Origin of the sequence: Paraburkholderia terricola (assembly GCF_900142195.1) — a bacterium.
GTDB lineage: Bacteria > Pseudomonadota > Gammaproteobacteria > Burkholderiales > Burkholderiaceae > Paraburkholderia > Paraburkholderia terricola.
Map to the genome: position 1 here is coordinate 25085 of NZ_FRAB01000021.1, position 15932 is coordinate 41016.

Here is a 15932-nt window from a genome sequence, read left to right on the forward strand (position 1 = left end):
GCAATGAAATGCATGCGTCGCCGCCGAGTTGGACAGAGAAACCATTTCCAGATCTTGTCATTACGACACTCCGGCCAGCAATCGATGAATCTGCGCCACCACAGCCGCGCCTTCGCCGACCGCCGACGCGACACGCTTGGTCGATCCCGAACGCACGTCACCGATTGCGAAAATCCCCCGGACGCTTGTCTGCAACGGCAGCGAGCGCGCACTCGCGCCGGGAATGTCGGTGCCCGTCAACACAAACCCCTTGTTGTCGAGCGACACCTCGCATGTCTTGAGCCAGCCGGTATTCGGCTCGGCGCCGACGAATACGAACAGATGATGTGCGGTCATGCTTCCTTCAATGCCGCCCGCGCCGCGGTAGTGCACGCGTTCAAGTCGCGCACCTCCCTCGAGCGCGGTCAGTTCGATACGCGTGTGGAGGGTTACGTTCGGTAGCGATGCAACGCGTTCGATCAGGTAACGTGACATACCGCGCTCGAGATTCGCGCCTCGAATGAACATATGCACATGTTCGGCATGTGCTGCCAGAAACACCACCGCTTGCCCCGCCGAATTGCCGCCGCCCACCAGCAGAACCGGCTCCTTGCGGCACAGCCGGGCCTCGATTGGCGTTGCCCAGTAATAGACCCCGCAGCGCTCGAAGCGCGCGAGGTTCTGGACCTCTGGACGCCGATACTCCGCGCCGCTCGCGATAACGACGGCGCGCGCGGTAATGCGGCGGCCGTTGGCGAGTTCCACGACAGGTGGTTGTCTGTCGCAATACAACGCCTTGACCTCGCACGGAATGGCGATATGCGCGCCGAACTTCTGCGCCTGAACAAACGCGCGGCCCGCGAGAGCCTGGCCTGTGATGCCGGTAGGGAAACCCAGATAGTTTTCGATGCGCGCGCTCGTACCCGCCTGGCCGCCGGGTGCGCGGCAGTCGAGAACTGCAACCGACATTCCTTCCGACGCCGCGTAGACGGCCGCCGCAAGTCCCGCGGGCCCCGCGCCGATTATCACTACATCGTAGACGTGCGTCGGGTCGAATTCGGGAATCAGCCCGAGACAGGACGCCAGTTGCCCCTGATCGGGATTTCGCAGCACGGTGCCGTTTGGACAAACGACGAGCGGGAAGTCGTTGGGCTGCGGCGTCAGGCGTTCGAGTAGCGCGATGGCTTCGGCATCCTGTTCGGCATCGAGCGTCATATTGGGAAAAGCGTTGCGGCGCAGGAAATCCTGCAACGCGACGAGTTGCCCGTCACTGGAGGAGCCCACCAGAACGACGCCCTGTCCGCGCTCGATCACGAGGACTCGCCTGAGAATCAGCGCACGCATGATCTTTTCGCCAAGATCTGCTTCGCTGATCATCACGGCGCTGAGTTCATCGGGCCGCACCAACAGTACTTCGACATCTTCGATGACATGCGCATCCACTACCGCGGGCTTGCTCGACAGTTGAGTGACGTCGGAGGTGAATTCGCCGCGCTGCGCATACGTATGAATGACCCGTTCATGGCCGAGGCCGTCGCGACCGACTATCCGCACTTTGCCCGAGAGAAGGACGAAGACGCCGGGGCAGAGACTTCCCGCGCGATAGAGCGATTCACCTTTGGCGTAGTGACACAGGCTGCCGAAGCGACGCACCCTGTCGACTTCCGCCGCCGTGAGAACCGGAAACATCTGCTGGTATCGGGGATGATCACGTACGCTCACGTCTTCGGTTACGTCGTGGTGATCGGCGGGCGATCCGTCTCGCGGCGTTGACTCGTTGCTCATCGCGGTTCTCCTGCGCGGCTACCCGGCGCAGCCAGCGATTCATAGCGTGAGCGAACCGCGCCGCTCTTCTTTCGTGGCTGCGAAGTCGGCTCGCGCGGCCGCGATAGCCCGGTAAATAATTGCCGGCATTCAGGCGAGAAGTCCCAACAGATGTTTGGCGCCGGCCGTTGAAGAAGCAGGGTTCTGACCTGTAACGAGAAGGCCGTCGGTGATCGCGAAGCTTTGCCAATCGGCCGCTTTCTCGAACTTGCCGCCCAATCGCTTCAGTTCGTCTTCTACGAGAAATGGAACCACTTCGGTCAGTTGGACAGCTTCTTCTTCTGTGTTCGTAAAGCCCGTGACGCGCCGGCCTTTCACGATCGGTTCACCGTCGATCACGACGTGGCGGAAAACGCATGGAGCGTGGCAGACGGCGGCCACGGGTTTGTCGGAACGATAGAAGGCTTCGATCAAGGCAATCGAGTCTTTGTCCTCGGCCAGATCCCACAGGGGGCCGTGACCGCCTGGGTAAAAGACCGCGTCATAGTCGCTAGCCGCCATGTCCGAGAGTTTGACTGTGTTGGCGAGGACTTTTTGAGCGAGGGGATCCGCCTTGAATCGCCTCGTCATGTTCGTCTCGCCTTCGGGGGTGTCGCTCTTGGGGTCGAGCGGGGGTTGTCCGCCCTTGGGAGAGGCGACCGTAACAGCGGCTCCCGCATCGAGAAACGTGTAATAGGGAGCGGCGAACTCCTCCAGCCAGAAGCCTGTTTTCTTGCCAGTGTTTCCCAACTGATCATGCGAGGTCATCACCATCAGGATTTTCATTGTCTGCTCCTCGAAAGTCGCCGAATTTTCGGCAAAGGCAAAGTTTGGGTAATCGGCCAACCTCTGCCAGGATTTTCAGCATAGGTCGATCTGGAGGCGAGGGACGAGGTTTTTGGGTGAGCCGCTGCGGATCTTCCTTGTGTTATTCCACGCCTTCGACGATTCTGAAATCTCGCTCCGCAGCGGTGCCGAGAATCTTCAAGGCGGCCTGATAGTCAACGCTCTCGAAGGCGGAAACGGCTTGTTGGAGACTGTCGAATTCCGTTAGCACGGTGCGTTCAATCAGGCCCGCTTCATGCGCGAACGCCGCCGCGCCGCGAGCCAGAATGCGTCCACCGCCATTGGCGATTGCCGGCGCGGCCAATTTCGAGTACTCGGCAACGCGCTGCGGGTCCGTCACCTTGCGATACGACACCATCCAATAAGCTTTGGCCATCAGTGTTCTCGTGGGAAGAAATCGAAGCGCCCATATCGCACCCATATCGCAACTCGTCGAACAGGCGACGCTCATTGCCCGAATGCAGCACGGCAAGAAATAGTGGACGCTGCCCCCCGCGGCGGGTACGCGGGGGCGCATCGTCGCCATGCATACAACGTGCCGTCAATTTCCTTTGTAGATATCGCAGGACAACCCGACGATGCACAGGCTGCCATTCCTGCCGCGCCCGCTGTCGTGCGTCCCGTACATGGATGCGCCGCCTACCGACTGGTCAACCGTTTGCGGCGCAGTGTTCAAGATGGGCTGCTGTGCAGAAGACGGGGTTGGCGGGGCGACGGCCTGAGTCGGCTGGGAATGCGCAATGCCGGTCATGCTACAGAGCAGCACGGCGCCGCTCGCTACAAGATGTTTGGCTTTCATGGAAATACCTTTATTTCGTGAACAGGTTCTGAACGGGCTTGGCAGAGAACGCGGGTTACGCGTTGTCTAACAGGAAATTATTTATAGGCTTGCCTCGAGCGGAATACCAGAGATATGTGAACGTCCAGGAGGCAACAGAGCGTGCCGATAGTTGAGTACTCGTTTACGGCGATCTGGCATACGTCGACTCCCATCCGCCGCCGAGTGCCTTGCATAGCGCGATGAGGTTAGCCGCGGCGTGAGCCTTGCTTTGCTCAAGATTGCTCTGTGCGTCGAGCAACTGTTTCTGCACGTTGAGCACGTCGAGAAAATCGACCGCGCCCGCCTTGTATCGCTGCCGCGCAATCGAGAGCGCGCGCTGGTTCAAGCCAACGACCGCTTTCAGCCGATCGCGCCGCCGCTGTTCAGCGTCATAGACGACGAGCGCATCGTCCACCTCTCGCCATGCCTGAAGTACGGTCCGCCTGTAGACGATCGCAGCTTCCTGCTGTTGCGCCTCGCGCAAATGGAGTGTTCCCTTGAGGCGTCCCCCTTCGAAGATCGGCAGCGTGATCGACGGTCCCACGACGAACTGACCGGACGCCCAACTGGCGAGATTCGAGAGCTGAAGGCTTTGGAATCCCGCGCTGCCATTCAGCGATATGCGTGGATAGAAGTCGGCCTTCGCCATTCCGATCGCCGCCGTGGCCGCGTGTAATTGCGCCTCTGCTCTCCTGATGTCGGGTCTGCGCTGCACCAGTTCCGAGCGGATACCGATGGGCACCTGTTCAGGGAGTGCGGGAACATCATGCGGTTCGCCGAGCGTCTCGCGTAGCGCGCCCGGCTCCTCGGCCAGCAACACGCCGATTGCGTTGATCGTGGTCTCGGAACGCGATTCGAGCGTCGGAATGAGGCTTTCGATCAACTCTGCCTGCGCGGAAGCGTTGGCCACGTCCAGGTCGGTAGTGACGCCTTCGCGTACCCGCGTTTGCGTGAGCCTGGTGGCGTCGCGGGCGATGACGAGGTTCTGTCTCGCGATCTGAAGCAGCGCCTGCGCGTCGCGCAACTGAACGTAGTCTCGCGCGAGTTCCGCGCGCGCAGACAATAGAATCGCGTTGCGATCCTCGTATGAGGCATCCGTCAGCGCTGTCGCGGCCTCGACACCGCGTCGCGCCCGGCCCCAGATGTCGAGCTCCCACGATGCATCGACGCCGGCCTGGTAAAGGTCGTAGGCCGGCGAGCCCGAGGGTCCCGGCAATGCCGCGACGCCGGCCGGCGCGCTGCCCGATGCCGATTGCGGCTGACTTCCCGCTGGGCTAACGCCAAGCAATGACAGGATGCCGTTCGGACTTCCGCGCTCGCGGTTATACGAGGCGGCACTGCTCAACCGCGGGTATTCTTCGGCGCCGGCAATGCGTTGCCCGGCCCGGCTTTGCCGCAGGCGCGCCGAGGCCGCCGCCACGTCGAGGTTGGCATCGGAGAGCTGTTTTTCCAGCGAGTCCAGGATGGGATCGTTGAACAGCATCCACCACTGCGCGCTGAATTCGGACTCGATTGCTTTACTGGATGCCTGCGCGGACTGGGTGCGGTCAAACACGGCAGGCGTGGTTGTTTGCGGACGTTCGAAGTCAGGGCCAACGGCACAGCCCACGAGCGCGAAGCACAGCAACGCCGCCAGCGCCGGCGTGCGGATCGAAAATTCACTGGCGGTCATTGCTTGTCTGCCTCCGCACCCGGCGCATCCGCGCGCCTGCTGACGGCGACATCCGCTTCGACCGACAGCCCCACGCTCAATGCCGACGCGGCCTGCTGTCCGCGGTCGATCGTGATCTTGACCGGCACGCGCTGGACGACCTTGGTGAAATTGCCCGTCGCGTTGTCGGGCGCGATCGGCGCGAAGCTCACGCCCGTGGCGGGAGCGAGGCTATCGACATGCCCTCGAATCACGACGTCCGGGAACGTATCCACCTTGATACGCACGGCATTGCCGGGTCGCATATGGGTCAGCTGGTTTTCCTGAAAGTTGGCGACGATATAGGCGTCCGACAGCGGAACGATCGCGAGCAATGGCGCGCCCGTTGTGACGAATGCGCCGACTCGCGCCGACCGTCGTCCAACCTTGCCGTCGACGGGCGCGTGAATCTGCGTATAGGAAAAGTTGAGTTTCGCCTGTTCGAGAGCCGCTTCGGCGTGAGCCAATGCGCCGGCCGCCTTATCGCGCTGGCTGCGCAGAACGTCGAGGTTCTGCTCGGTGGCGACGAGCGCGGCGCGGTTGCGCGCCTGCTGCGCGAGTTCCTCGGCCAGTGTGCTCGAGGCATGCTGCTGCTCCTGCGTCGTTCCCGCGCCGGCGTCCGAGAGATTCCGGTAACGCGCGGCGTTTGCCCGCGCGAACTCGAGTGTCGCATCGTCTGCGCGGAGCGTGGCGCGTGCCTGGTCGACAAGCGCGGGATGCCGCGCGATCTCGGCGTCATAGTTCGCAACCGCTGCCTTTGCCGCGGCCACGTCAGCTTGCGCACTCATCAGAGCCGCGCGGAAATCGCGGTCGTCGATACGCGCCAGTAGCTGCCCGGCTTTCACCTGCTGGTTGTCCTCTACGAGCACCTCTGAAAGTTGGCCGGCGACGCGCGGCGCGACGAGTGTGAAGTCGGCGGTCACGTAGGCATCGTTGGTGGTCTCGCTATTCGAGTCGGCGAACAGCCTTATGCAAGCCCAGATTGCAACACCGAGTATGACCACATACGCGGGGAGATAAATTGCCTTAGGCGGAAATCGGGTGATGGATGACATAGGTATCGTCGCTTAGCGGGAAGAGGGCGGCGTCGTGCTCCATGGCGGATAAACACGCACGGGTAACACCGGAATAACGAAAAGAAATGCGAGGGCGACACCTGCCATCAGGCGATAGAGATCCGCTGACGTCAGCACGACGGCTTGCTCGTGGATCCGATGCGCAAGTTCGCCGAGCCCGTGAGCCGCGTCGATGCCTTGTCCCGTGACCAGGGTGTTGTTGCCCAGCCGATCGACGAGCATGCTCGAATGAAAATGCTCGCGCGCGGTTCCCACACCCTCGATGAGACCGGTTGCCGCGGCGCCGGTAAACGCTTTGAGCGTGTTGAACATGGCCGAAGCAAACGGGCCTTCCGTTGGGGGCAGGCCGGTCGTGACGCCCATCAGGATTCCCATGATCACCATGGGCTGTGCGGCAATTTCCAACGACTGAAGCCAATAGAAGTTCTCGCGAACCCACGCGGAGGTCATGAAACTCCCCAGGAAGCACGTGGTGGCTATCAGGCACAGTCCGATGGCCATGACCCAGCGATGGTCGACCTGGCGGAGATTCAGCACGGCGGCGGTGACGGGAAGCGCAATCAGCAGGGGAATTGCAAGCAGCAACGACAGCGGCGCGGTTTGCAGCGGCCGGTAACCGTGGACTTGCGCGAGATATTGGCCGGGTATGACCGCAACGCCAACCAGCAGCACAACGGCGCCAACCAGTGTCAGAAGTCCGTGCGCGAGGTTCCTGCGGGCAAGCAGCTGGAGTTTGAAGAATGGCAGCGGATGAAACCACTCGTTGACGAGGAACGCCGCGAACAACAGCGCGCCGCCATAGAACATCGTGCTGGTGAACGTTGAATTCAGCCAGTCGAGACGATCGCCTTGCAGCAGACCAATGACGAGCATGGCTATCGCGGGGAATCCCAGTACGAATCCGCTCCAGTTAAATGAACGGAAACGTTCGAGCCTGAGGGGATCCGACGGCAGCCCCTGGTGGATGGCCACGCAGCTCACGATGCCGAGCGGCACGATCTGCCAGAAGGCCATTCGCCAGCTGACATACTCCGTCCATAACGCGGCGAGAGGCGTGCCGAGCGCCGGTCCGAAGGTCGCGGTGAGTGCGTATCCCGCGAGTCCGTATAACTTGATTTTCGGCGGGAGATAGCGCAGCGCCACGATAATCAGCATCGGGGGCAGACATCCGCTCGCCACGCCTTGCAGCGCACGCAATACATAGAGCGTAGGCAGGTTCGGCGCGAAGGGACAAAGGAATCCGACGAACATCACGGCCAGCACGGCGCCGATCGTGAATCGCTTCAGCGTGAGCGTCACCCCGAACCAGGGAGCGAATATCATCGTGGCGACATTCGTCGCTTCGAAGAGAGCGGTCACCCATGTTCCATCGTCGCGTCCAATCGAGAACGCGCCGCGGATATCGGCCAGCGCCACCGCGGTGACCTGTTCGTTCAATATCGCCAGTAACGACGCCAGCAGCATTCCAATCAAACCGATGGCGAGGCGAAGCGGCAGCTCGGCTTCCTTGGGCGCCTGCTGTACGGGAGGCGCCGCGGCTTCCGACGCATGAACCGGCGCCGACGATTGTGCGAGCTCGGGTTCTGCCGTTCCAGATGTCCTTGGGTTGGCGGTGTTCATATGGGTCCGCTAGGCTGGTGCTGTTGGGGGCATTACATCGGGAGATTGCGCTCTCACGCCCGATGTTCGAAGGAACCCGGATGCTCGGCGAACAAGACATTAGGTCTTTTCTCGCGGTAACTTCAATCAGTTCGGCGGGTGCGTCGCAGCCGCGCAATGGGTCGAATCATTCTAGGAGACGGCTTGGCTTTCTTGAAGTCAACAGAGCTTGCCTATCAGGCCATTCCGTTCGCAAATCGGGCCAATGCCGTCGCGGCTATGGCGATAACGCGGCAGGCTGGAAAGGGTGTTTTTCCATTCGGTCAACGCCTGGCCCGAGAGAATGCAATGAAGAGCGTCGACGTCGACGCGATGGTCAACGTCGTCATCATTCATCGACGGGAAGACGGGGCGGCGGTGATTTTCCTGCCGCGTGTGTTTCAAGCCTTGCGCTGCACTTCTGCAAAGTACTGCGGCGCTTCGCGGCGATCGAACATTCCGTATTCCCGGACCACGCGGATGTGCCGCAGGCGAACGCCCTCCGGCAATGTCGCGGTGCGCTCGAACGTTTGGGCAGCGGCGAGATCGCTCCACGTCGCGACCGCTATAACGTCGCCGGGCGTCATCAGTGCGTCGAACGCGTCCCATGCGACGAGGCCGGACGCCTCCATGTCGAGTCCAAGCGACTTCGCGACTGCGTGCGCACTCGCCTGCTTGACCCAGTCCGGCGCGCACCTTGTGTCGAGCAGAGTGACGGCCTTGCCGACGCCTGTCTCCGTCGCATCGAGGCGTTGCTCCATCAGTTCTTGCCCGGCGGGTACGTGCGTATCGGCGACGGTCTGCCCAATGCGCAAGCGGTAATCGGCAAACACACGATCACGCGCCGCCTGCTGCACCTTGTGGTGATTCGTCGTGACACGCCAGCGCACCAGCGACTTCTCATCGCGCCAGCTCGATAGCGAGAGGAGCCACCCCTGGCGCGTGAGGCTCGCGTAGCGTGTGTTGTCGACGAAGCCTTCGATCTGTTCGAGCTCCGGGCGCAGCATCTTCGCCATGCCGAGGTAGGCATCGAACTGGTCGTGGATCGGGTTGACTTCGAGCATTGCAGAGAACATGGATTCCTTCGTCTGGTTGAGGTTGCCGGTAACGCGGCAACGGCAGAGGATCGCGGCAAGCGTGATCGTCCGATCTGGATCAACCGGATCGTTGCGATGTGGCCGTCGCGCGATGCGTCAGCTTATTGTGGAAGAAGGACCGAGGTTCTTGAAGTACGGGTAGGCAGCCTATTGGGCCATTCCGTACCGGAATTTTGCCAGGCTCATCGCGATTGGTATGTTGCAGGCAAGCGGGATCGGAGCGGGCTAGTCTTCGGTTGTCGAAACCACATCAGTCGACGCCACTGCAAGACGAAGTTCGCGGTATGCAATCACTAATGCATCGAGGCTGAATGTCCGGTTCAGTCCGCTGGGATTGGGCAAGACCCATGCGCGGGCGCCGCCGAATGCGAGGGGTTGCGGACCCCACTCGATGCCGCGCACGCCGGACATTGCGGAGATGGCCATTTTCCCAAGGAACGCAACGCATTGCGGTGCGTACCGTTCAATCTTCCGCTCAAAACCGGATGCGGCGGCACTGAACTCCCATGACGTTAGTTCGTCCGCTCGTGCGGTCGGACGCGAAACGACAGTTGTCAGCCCGCAGCCATACCGCAGCAGAGTGCGGTCGTCTTCAGGACGGATCTGTTCAGGGGTAAAGCCGGCGAGATGAATGGCCCGCCAGAACCGGTTGCCTCTGCCCGAAAAGTGGCGGCCGCTCGATGCTGCCAGGGCGCCCGGATTTATTCCGCAAAATATGACTGATAGACCCGTTTCGGCGATGTCCGGAAGAGATTCGAGCGAATCCGAGCGGATCGTGGATGGGGCAGGTCTTTTTATGAGGTTCATTCGAGCCGCTGCGTGCGATTGACGAGCCACCACTTTGGGCTGCCCCATGAACAGGGACAAGCGGAAAGAGCGCCGATTTCAGGTCAGATGTAGCGTGATTCCGGCCACCACTAAGAGACGCCATCCGTTTTCGATGCGAGGGCGGCGAGGGATGGCGAACCGTGCCGGTTCTGACGAGGCACGACTACCTTACGCTTTCGATCCCTGCTGACGCGACTTGCCCGCTGCCACCGCTATACGACACCGGCTGTGTGCCTGCCACGCCGCGAAACCGTTGGCGATATTGTTTGGGCGTGACATTGAGCCGCCGCGAGAAAGTCGTTCGCATATGCGTGGCGCTGTGAAAGCCGCACTTGTACGCCACCGTCTTGAGAGGCGCATCGGTTTCTTCGAGCAGCCTCCTTGCCGTGTCGACGCGAACCTGTTCGACAAACGCGGACGGTGTCGCCTTCGCATACTTCGCGAACAGCCGGGAGAAGGTGCGCCGGCTGACCGAAACTGCGCTGGCAAGCTGCTCGATCGACAGCGTATCGGTGATGTGCTCGGTCACATACTGGAGCACCTTGCCGACGATCGGATCCTGGTCCTTGCGTATTCCAAGGTAAGGACTGTACTGAGATTGACCGCCTTCCCGCTGAATGTAGACCACCAGACGCTTCGCAACCCGCACGGCGAGCTCGTGTCCCCAGTCTTCTGCCACGAGCGATAGACACAGGTCGATACCCGCCGTCACGCCGGCGGAAGTAAACAGGCGCCCGTCACGGATGAAAATGCTGTCGGGCTGCACGCACGCCTGCGGAAATTCGTCGGCCAGGCGCCCGGCATCTGCCCAGTGAGTCGTCACATCCTTGCCATCGAGCAGCCCAGCGTGCGCGAGCAGGAATGCTCCGTTGCAAACGGAGCCGAACCGTGCGGCGCCGCGCGACTGGTCTCGCAACCACTGCAGGAATTCGCTTCGCGGTTGCGTATTGGGCAACTGCGGTCCTCCCGCGATCAGCAGCAGATCGAACGGCGTGTCGAAGTCCGCGAAGCCAAAGGGAACCGAAAGCTGCATGCCGTTCGAGCAGGACACCGTGCCGGCGTCGCAGGCCACGACAGAGACCTGATACCTCTGATGTTCAGACAGATACGTGTTTGCTTCTGCAAATACGTCCAGGGGACCTGCAACATCCAACGCCTGTACACCATCGAATACGACAATGGCGACTTTCATGCTGTGACCTTCTTTGATTGTGAGCGCTTGCGGGTGCCGCCAGGCGACCCTTCGCCAAGACGAGCGGAGTAAGCGCGATGACAGCAATTTGAAGGGCAGAATATCAGCTTACCGCGATGGCCGTATGCCGGCCATGCCGTATCGGGCAAATGTCCGCCGGATTGTTGCCCCGCAGACCGGCGCTTAGGCGGCCCGCGACCCGGAGATCGTCATGGCTCGAATGTAGTGCATCTTGGCCCATATACAGCCTTCGTGGACGCGCATGCTGTTTCAATCGTTGTCAGAATGGCCAGAGCCATTCCTCACGATTCGTCCAGAAGCACATCAAAAAAGTGCTGGATGGACGCTGCCTTGTACGGAGAACCCGTCTGAGCAATCGTCCGTAAGCTGGTAAAGAACATACGCTGTTCTCGAGTTGGAAGGGAAACCGCCTTTTGATTTTGGCCGCTGACATTCGTCGGCGCCCGTTTCCATGCGAGCCAGCCATGACCCGAAATCCGAACCCTGCCTTGGAAGTCTTGCCGCCACCACCCGTTGCCGGCGAATTGATGTCGGGAGCCGATATCATCCTGCGGGTACTCAGCGAACAGGGCGTCGATACCGTATTCGGCTATAGCGGCGGTGCGATTTTGCCGACTTACGACGCTGTCTTTCGATTCAACGAGATGCACCACGAGAGCCCTGAGCGCCAGATCAATCTCGTTGTGCCCGCCAATGAACAGGCGGCCGGCTTCATGGCCGCCGGGTATGCGCGCGCGAGCGGAAGAGTCGGCGTGTTCATGGTGACCTCAGGTCCGGGGGCGACCAACGCGGTGACCCCGATCGCCGACTGCAACGGCGATTCGGTCCCCGTGGTTCTCATATGCGGACAGGTACCGCGTGCGATGATCGGCACGGATGCTTTTCAGGAGGCGCCCGTCTTCAACATCATGTCGGCATGCGCAAAGCAGGTGTTTCTGGTGACCGACCCGGCAAAGCTGGAACGGACACTGCGGACCGCATTCGAAGTCGCTCGCAGCGGCCGTCCCGGCCCGGTTGTCGTGGACGTGCCGAAGGACATCCAGAACTGGACCGGAACCTATCACGGGCAAGGTACGTTGGAGTTTCGAGGCTACTCGGACCGTCTTCGAATGGTGGCGAAAGGCGCTCGTCTGGAAGAACACAAGCGCACTGAGTTCTTCGACTTGCTGGCGCAAAGCGAACGACCGTTGCTGTATGCCGGCGGCGGCGTCATCGCGGCTGGCGCGACGGCTGAGTTGCGGCAGTTTTCGGAGCGCTATGGGATTCCCGTGGTGACCACGCTGATGGGCCTCGGCGCAATGTCCGCGAAAGACGAACTGTATCTCGGCATGCTCGGCATGCACGGCATGGCCCACGCGAACTACGCGGTGGAAGACTGCGACTTCCTGATCGCCGTGGGTGCCCGATTCGATGATCGTGTCGCCGGTGGCCGCCCCGATGCATTTGCGCCACGAGCGCGGTATGTCGCGCATATCGACATCGATGAGGCGGAAATCAACAAGGTCAAACGGGCGCACTGGGCACACGTAGGCGACGCAAGGAACACATTGCTGTCGTTGATGAAACAGGAGCCACCAGCGCAACCGCCCTCGGTTTGGCTCGACCATATCAAGGCACTGAAGAGAACCTACGGGATGAACTACGACCGGAACAATCCGGCGATTCAGCCGCAGTTCGTCGTTGAAAAACTCAGTGAAATTACAGGCGGGCGAGCGATCATCTGCACGGGCGTCGGCCAGCATCAGATGTGGGCCGCGCAGTTTTTCGACTTTGTCGAGCCTCGAAGCTTTCTGACTTCGGGCAGCATGGGGACGATGGGTTTCGGGCTGCCCGCCGCTATTGGCGCGCAACTGGCGCGACCGGATGCCCTTGTGATCGACATCGACGGTGACGGCAGCATCCGCATGAATGTCGGCGAACTCGAGACGGCGAGCACTTATGGAGTGCCCGTCAAAGTACTGCTGCTCAACAATCGCGGTGACGGAATGATCCGGCAGTGGCAGCGTCTCTTTTATGACGGCCGGTTGTGCGTGAGCGACAAGTCGCTCCATCGCAAGAATTTTGTCATGGCAGCTCGGGCCGATGGCTTCGAGTTTGCCCGTCGCGTTGATGCAATGAGCGAACTCGATAAGCAACTCAAGGCCTTCGTGGCATTCGACGGACCGGCTTTCCTCGAGATCATGGTCGACGAGAACGCGGATGTGTTTCCGATGGTGGGGCCTGGGCAAAGCTACTCGAATATGATTACCGGTCCGTTCATTCCGTCGCGCTCTGAGCGAGAAACCCAAGGGAAGGGCGCCGGGCGCCAAGCGGCTGCGGATATGTTTTAGTCACGGCAGTAACGATGTGCGTTGCGACGATTCTGCTCAACGGCTCGTAAGCTTGCTTTTCGTAGTAGGAGAGGCCATGCGGCGGCGGCTGATCGGCCGTCCCGCTTAGAAGCGCGTTATTACTTGTCCGGCTCATTGAGCTTGCCGGTGTAGCGATCCAGATGAATTTCCACATCTGCCTTTCCCTGGGCGGGCGGTCTAGGCAAGTAAGCGCAACCGGAAGGCTGCTCCGCATCGGACATCTGCCGCTGTACACTCGGCGGTATAACCGTCGGGTTCCGGTCGGCTGCTGCCGATGCCACTAATCGCGCGGTTCACATTGCGCATGCCGATTGCGTTCGATAGTGGGCGGCCAGAAGCAAACATTTCAAATGTCCGCCCAAACATGACCGGGACCCTTACTGCGGCTTCGTCAGATCCTGCCCAATTGCGACGACAACCGCCTGCTCGCAATCCTTGAGACCTGCGACCGACTGATCGAACTGGTCGATCAAGGTGCCGAAACTGCCATAGTGATATTTTGCGTCCGCTTCGACGTGGACAGAGTTGGCCTTGATATCCCAGCCACAGGCGAATGTCTTGAAGTACATGTCTTGCTTGGACTTCGAATCGAGCAGACGAGCGCGGACGACGACCCACGGAATGAAATCGCTCGATTCCGGCGGGGATACGTAACCAAACGAGGTGATCCATACGCTCAGGATGGCGTCGGCGTTGGTCTTGACATCGGAAAAGTCGTCGGACTTGCCGTCGCTTGAGAGCTTGGCGTGCTGGTCGTGCAACGGAACAATTTCATAGCCATTACTGGACAGTCGCGTTGTCAGGCCATCGTTAACGACGGGAGCGAAGGCAATCTTTTCGCTTGCCACGCGCTGCGTGTATGTACTCGTATGATTGGCGTTGATCCCGCCTTGCACCAGTCCACCAATCAATCCAAATGCTCCGGCAGCACCACCGAAGTTGACAACGCTCTCTCCGCGCGGTTCGGTGACATCCAGCAGAGCGATCGAATGGAGCTTTTCACGATTGCTGGCGGCGAGATCGGTTTTCGGAAGTGAAGCACAGCCCGTGAGTAGTGTTGTTGCAACGATAAAACCCGCGACTGCAGAAGTTGAAAGCGTTTTGTTATCCATGACCTTTTATTTGTGGATTGAGAGTGCGACGCCATTGGCCAGTGTCTTCGAATGGAGGTCACCCTCACGGCAAATTCAGACACAGGCAAGCTATTTATCGGCGCTGTTTGCATGAACTTTAAATTTCTAACTGAGATGCATCACTCTCGATAAAAGACCATGGTCATCCATGTCTGGCCCCGTGCAGTGCAGGCGGCACTGTACCGCCGCCGGACGCAGCAGCGGGGCGCCAGGCGCCCGTTCGTTGCGCTGCGCCGGCCGCCGAGGTGAACAAAGAATATTGCGGTCGACGTATGCCGACTGCATCGGAGCACGCGGCCACAAGCAGTCATCTGGCCATCGGATACTGCTGCCATTCGAACGTCGGCAATAGCTCAGAAGCTGACGGACAAACTGCCTAGCCGAGCCTGGATTCCGCCATCGCTTGAATCAGCTCGTCGAGATGCGGCAAGAACTGGCACTTGGCCGAGGCAACGAGTTTGAATCGGACGTAGAGAGCCAGCATTTTGCGTGGTTGTCAGTGTTCGCTTTGAAGATCGCGACCAGGCGCGTTGCGAGGCCTATGAAGAGCATTTCGTCGAGCAGTCGGCGGTGGAATTGAAAGTAGCAAGACGGCCGCTAACCTGTGGTTGCAGCCGTCGGGAGACTCTTCGCTATCCTGCCTGGTCTTCGAAGTGGCGAATCGTCGCGTCGTATGCGCGCATAGCCATTTCTTCCAACGGGAGCTTGCGCTCGACTTCCGAGAGAATCTCGACGCCCCACGGACCATCGAAGCCCGTTGCTTGCACTGCTTTGATAAACCCGTTTACGTCGAGGACACCTTCGCCCGGCAGGCGACGCTTATGACAGGTGTCCATCCACAGCGGCTCGATTGCGTAACGGTCTGCGTCGTCCAGTTCGATGCCCTTGATGAACTCGGGCTTGATCGTGGCGATTTCCTTGAAATCGACATTGCCGCGGCTCAGATGCCATATGTCGAGCAGCAGACCGGCGTTCGCCTTGTTCGCGCCTTCGACAATGGCCTTGCCGGTTTCAATCGTACGGACGTTGCTGAAAGGCATGATTTCGAGCATGACTTGCGTTCCGCGCTTCTCAGCGTCCTCCGCCAGTTTGCCAAACTCTTCGACCATGAGCGGGACGTCTGCGGTGTCCTCGCCGATACCTGGGCCGATTTTCACGATGCGCGCGCGCAGCTCTTCGGCAGCCTTGAGGTAGTAGTACCGCATGCTGTCGGAGGTGCGGCGACGCTCGCCGGTTTGATACCAATCGACCAAAAATTCGAACTCGACGTGCTTGATGCCGTTGGCTTCGAGGATGCGGCGCATTTCCGCGAAGCCAATCTTGTCGGCGGTGGCGTAGATGTCCGAGTGAATCAGGCCGATGCCGTCCCAACCAGCCTTCGCTGCCGCTTCCACTCGGTCCTTGAAGCTGAAGGGGCTGATTTCGGTCGGACCGAAGGGATAGACATCGCCCGAGAGC

At 60.4% G+C, this 15932-nt stretch carries 14 protein-coding genes; 1 reads left to right on the plus strand and 13 read right to left on the minus strand.

Annotation, left to right across the window (positions count from 1 at the left end; all coding sequences use genetic code 11):
- Positions 1 to 60 precede the first annotated feature (60 nt).
- The 11 genes from BUE39_RS18830 to BUE39_RS18875 form a co-directional block, all read right to left on the minus strand.
- Complete coding sequence (locus tag BUE39_RS18830; protein WP_073430240.1) at positions 61 to 1764, minus strand: FAD-dependent oxidoreductase; 1704 nt, start codon at positions 1762 to 1764, stop codon at positions 61 to 63.
- Positions 1765 to 1893: 129 nt separating this feature from the next.
- Positions 1894 to 2568: a type 1 glutamine amidotransferase domain-containing protein gene (locus BUE39_RS18835; protein WP_073430241.1), complete on the minus strand. Its 675-nt coding sequence runs from the start codon at positions 2566 to 2568 to the stop codon at positions 1894 to 1896.
- Positions 2569 to 2710: 142 nt separating this feature from the next.
- Positions 2711 to 3004, minus strand: a complete 294-nt coding sequence (locus BUE39_RS18840; RefSeq protein ID WP_073430242.1) for a DUF1330 domain-containing protein — start codon at positions 3002 to 3004, stop codon at positions 2711 to 2713.
- 165 nt (positions 3005 to 3169) lie between these two features.
- Positions 3170 to 3427: a hypothetical protein gene (locus tag BUE39_RS18845; RefSeq protein WP_073430243.1), complete on the minus strand. Its 258-nt coding sequence runs from the start codon at positions 3425 to 3427 to the stop codon at positions 3170 to 3172.
- A gap of 163 nt (positions 3428 to 3590) precedes the next feature.
- Positions 3591 to 5120, minus strand: coding sequence for an efflux transporter outer membrane subunit (locus BUE39_RS18850; RefSeq protein ID WP_073430244.1), 1530 nt, complete (start codon positions 5118 to 5120; stop codon positions 3591 to 3593).
- Entirely contained in the window at positions 5117 to 6193 is a 1077-nt protein-coding gene (locus BUE39_RS18855) for an HlyD family secretion protein (protein WP_073430245.1), read from the minus strand. Before BUE39_RS18855 ends, BUE39_RS18850 begins: the two co-directional genes overlap by 4 nt.
- A gap of 12 nt (positions 6194 to 6205) precedes the next feature.
- Positions 6206 to 7834, minus strand: a complete 1629-nt coding sequence (locus BUE39_RS18860) for an MFS transporter (RefSeq protein WP_073430246.1) — start codon at positions 7832 to 7834, stop codon at positions 6206 to 6208.
- Between the two features lie 198 nt (positions 7835 to 8032).
- Positions 8033 to 8257, minus strand: coding sequence for a hypothetical protein (locus BUE39_RS34285; RefSeq protein ID WP_143031951.1), 225 nt, complete (start codon positions 8255 to 8257; stop codon positions 8033 to 8035).
- Positions 8254 to 8928, minus strand: a complete 675-nt coding sequence (locus tag BUE39_RS18865) for an antibiotic biosynthesis monooxygenase family protein (protein WP_073430247.1) — start codon at positions 8926 to 8928, stop codon at positions 8254 to 8256. Before BUE39_RS18865 ends, BUE39_RS34285 begins: the two co-directional genes overlap by 4 nt.
- Positions 8929 to 9174: 246 nt before the next feature.
- Positions 9175 to 9756 carry a G/U mismatch-specific DNA glycosylase gene (mug, locus tag BUE39_RS18870; protein ID WP_073430248.1) on the minus strand — a complete coding sequence of 194 codons (582 nt, stop codon included), beginning with the start codon at positions 9754 to 9756 and terminating at the stop codon, positions 9175 to 9177.
- Between the two features lie 184 nt (positions 9757 to 9940).
- Positions 9941 to 10969: a GlxA family transcriptional regulator gene (locus tag BUE39_RS18875; RefSeq protein ID WP_073430249.1), complete on the minus strand. Its 1029-nt coding sequence runs from the start codon at positions 10967 to 10969 to the stop codon at positions 9941 to 9943.
- A 485-nt stretch (positions 10970 to 11454) separates the two neighbouring features.
- Between BUE39_RS18875 and ilvB the strand changes: the two genes are divergently transcribed.
- On the plus strand, positions 11455 to 13320 hold the full coding sequence (gene ilvB, locus BUE39_RS18880; protein WP_083085659.1) for a biosynthetic-type acetolactate synthase large subunit: 1866 nt from the start codon (positions 11455 to 11457) through the stop codon (positions 13318 to 13320).
- Positions 13321 to 13718: 398 nt separating this feature from the next.
- On the opposite strand, the gene BUE39_RS18885 is transcribed toward ilvB, so the two are convergent.
- Positions 13719 to 14453, minus strand: coding sequence for a hypothetical protein (locus BUE39_RS18885; protein WP_227470895.1), 735 nt, complete (start codon positions 14451 to 14453; stop codon positions 13719 to 13721).
- A gap of 653 nt (positions 14454 to 15106) precedes the next feature.
- Positions 15107 to 15868, minus strand: coding sequence for a sugar phosphate isomerase/epimerase family protein (locus tag BUE39_RS18890; RefSeq protein WP_227470896.1), 762 nt, complete (start codon positions 15866 to 15868; stop codon positions 15107 to 15109).
- Between the last annotated feature and the right edge of the window lie 64 nt (positions 15869 to 15932).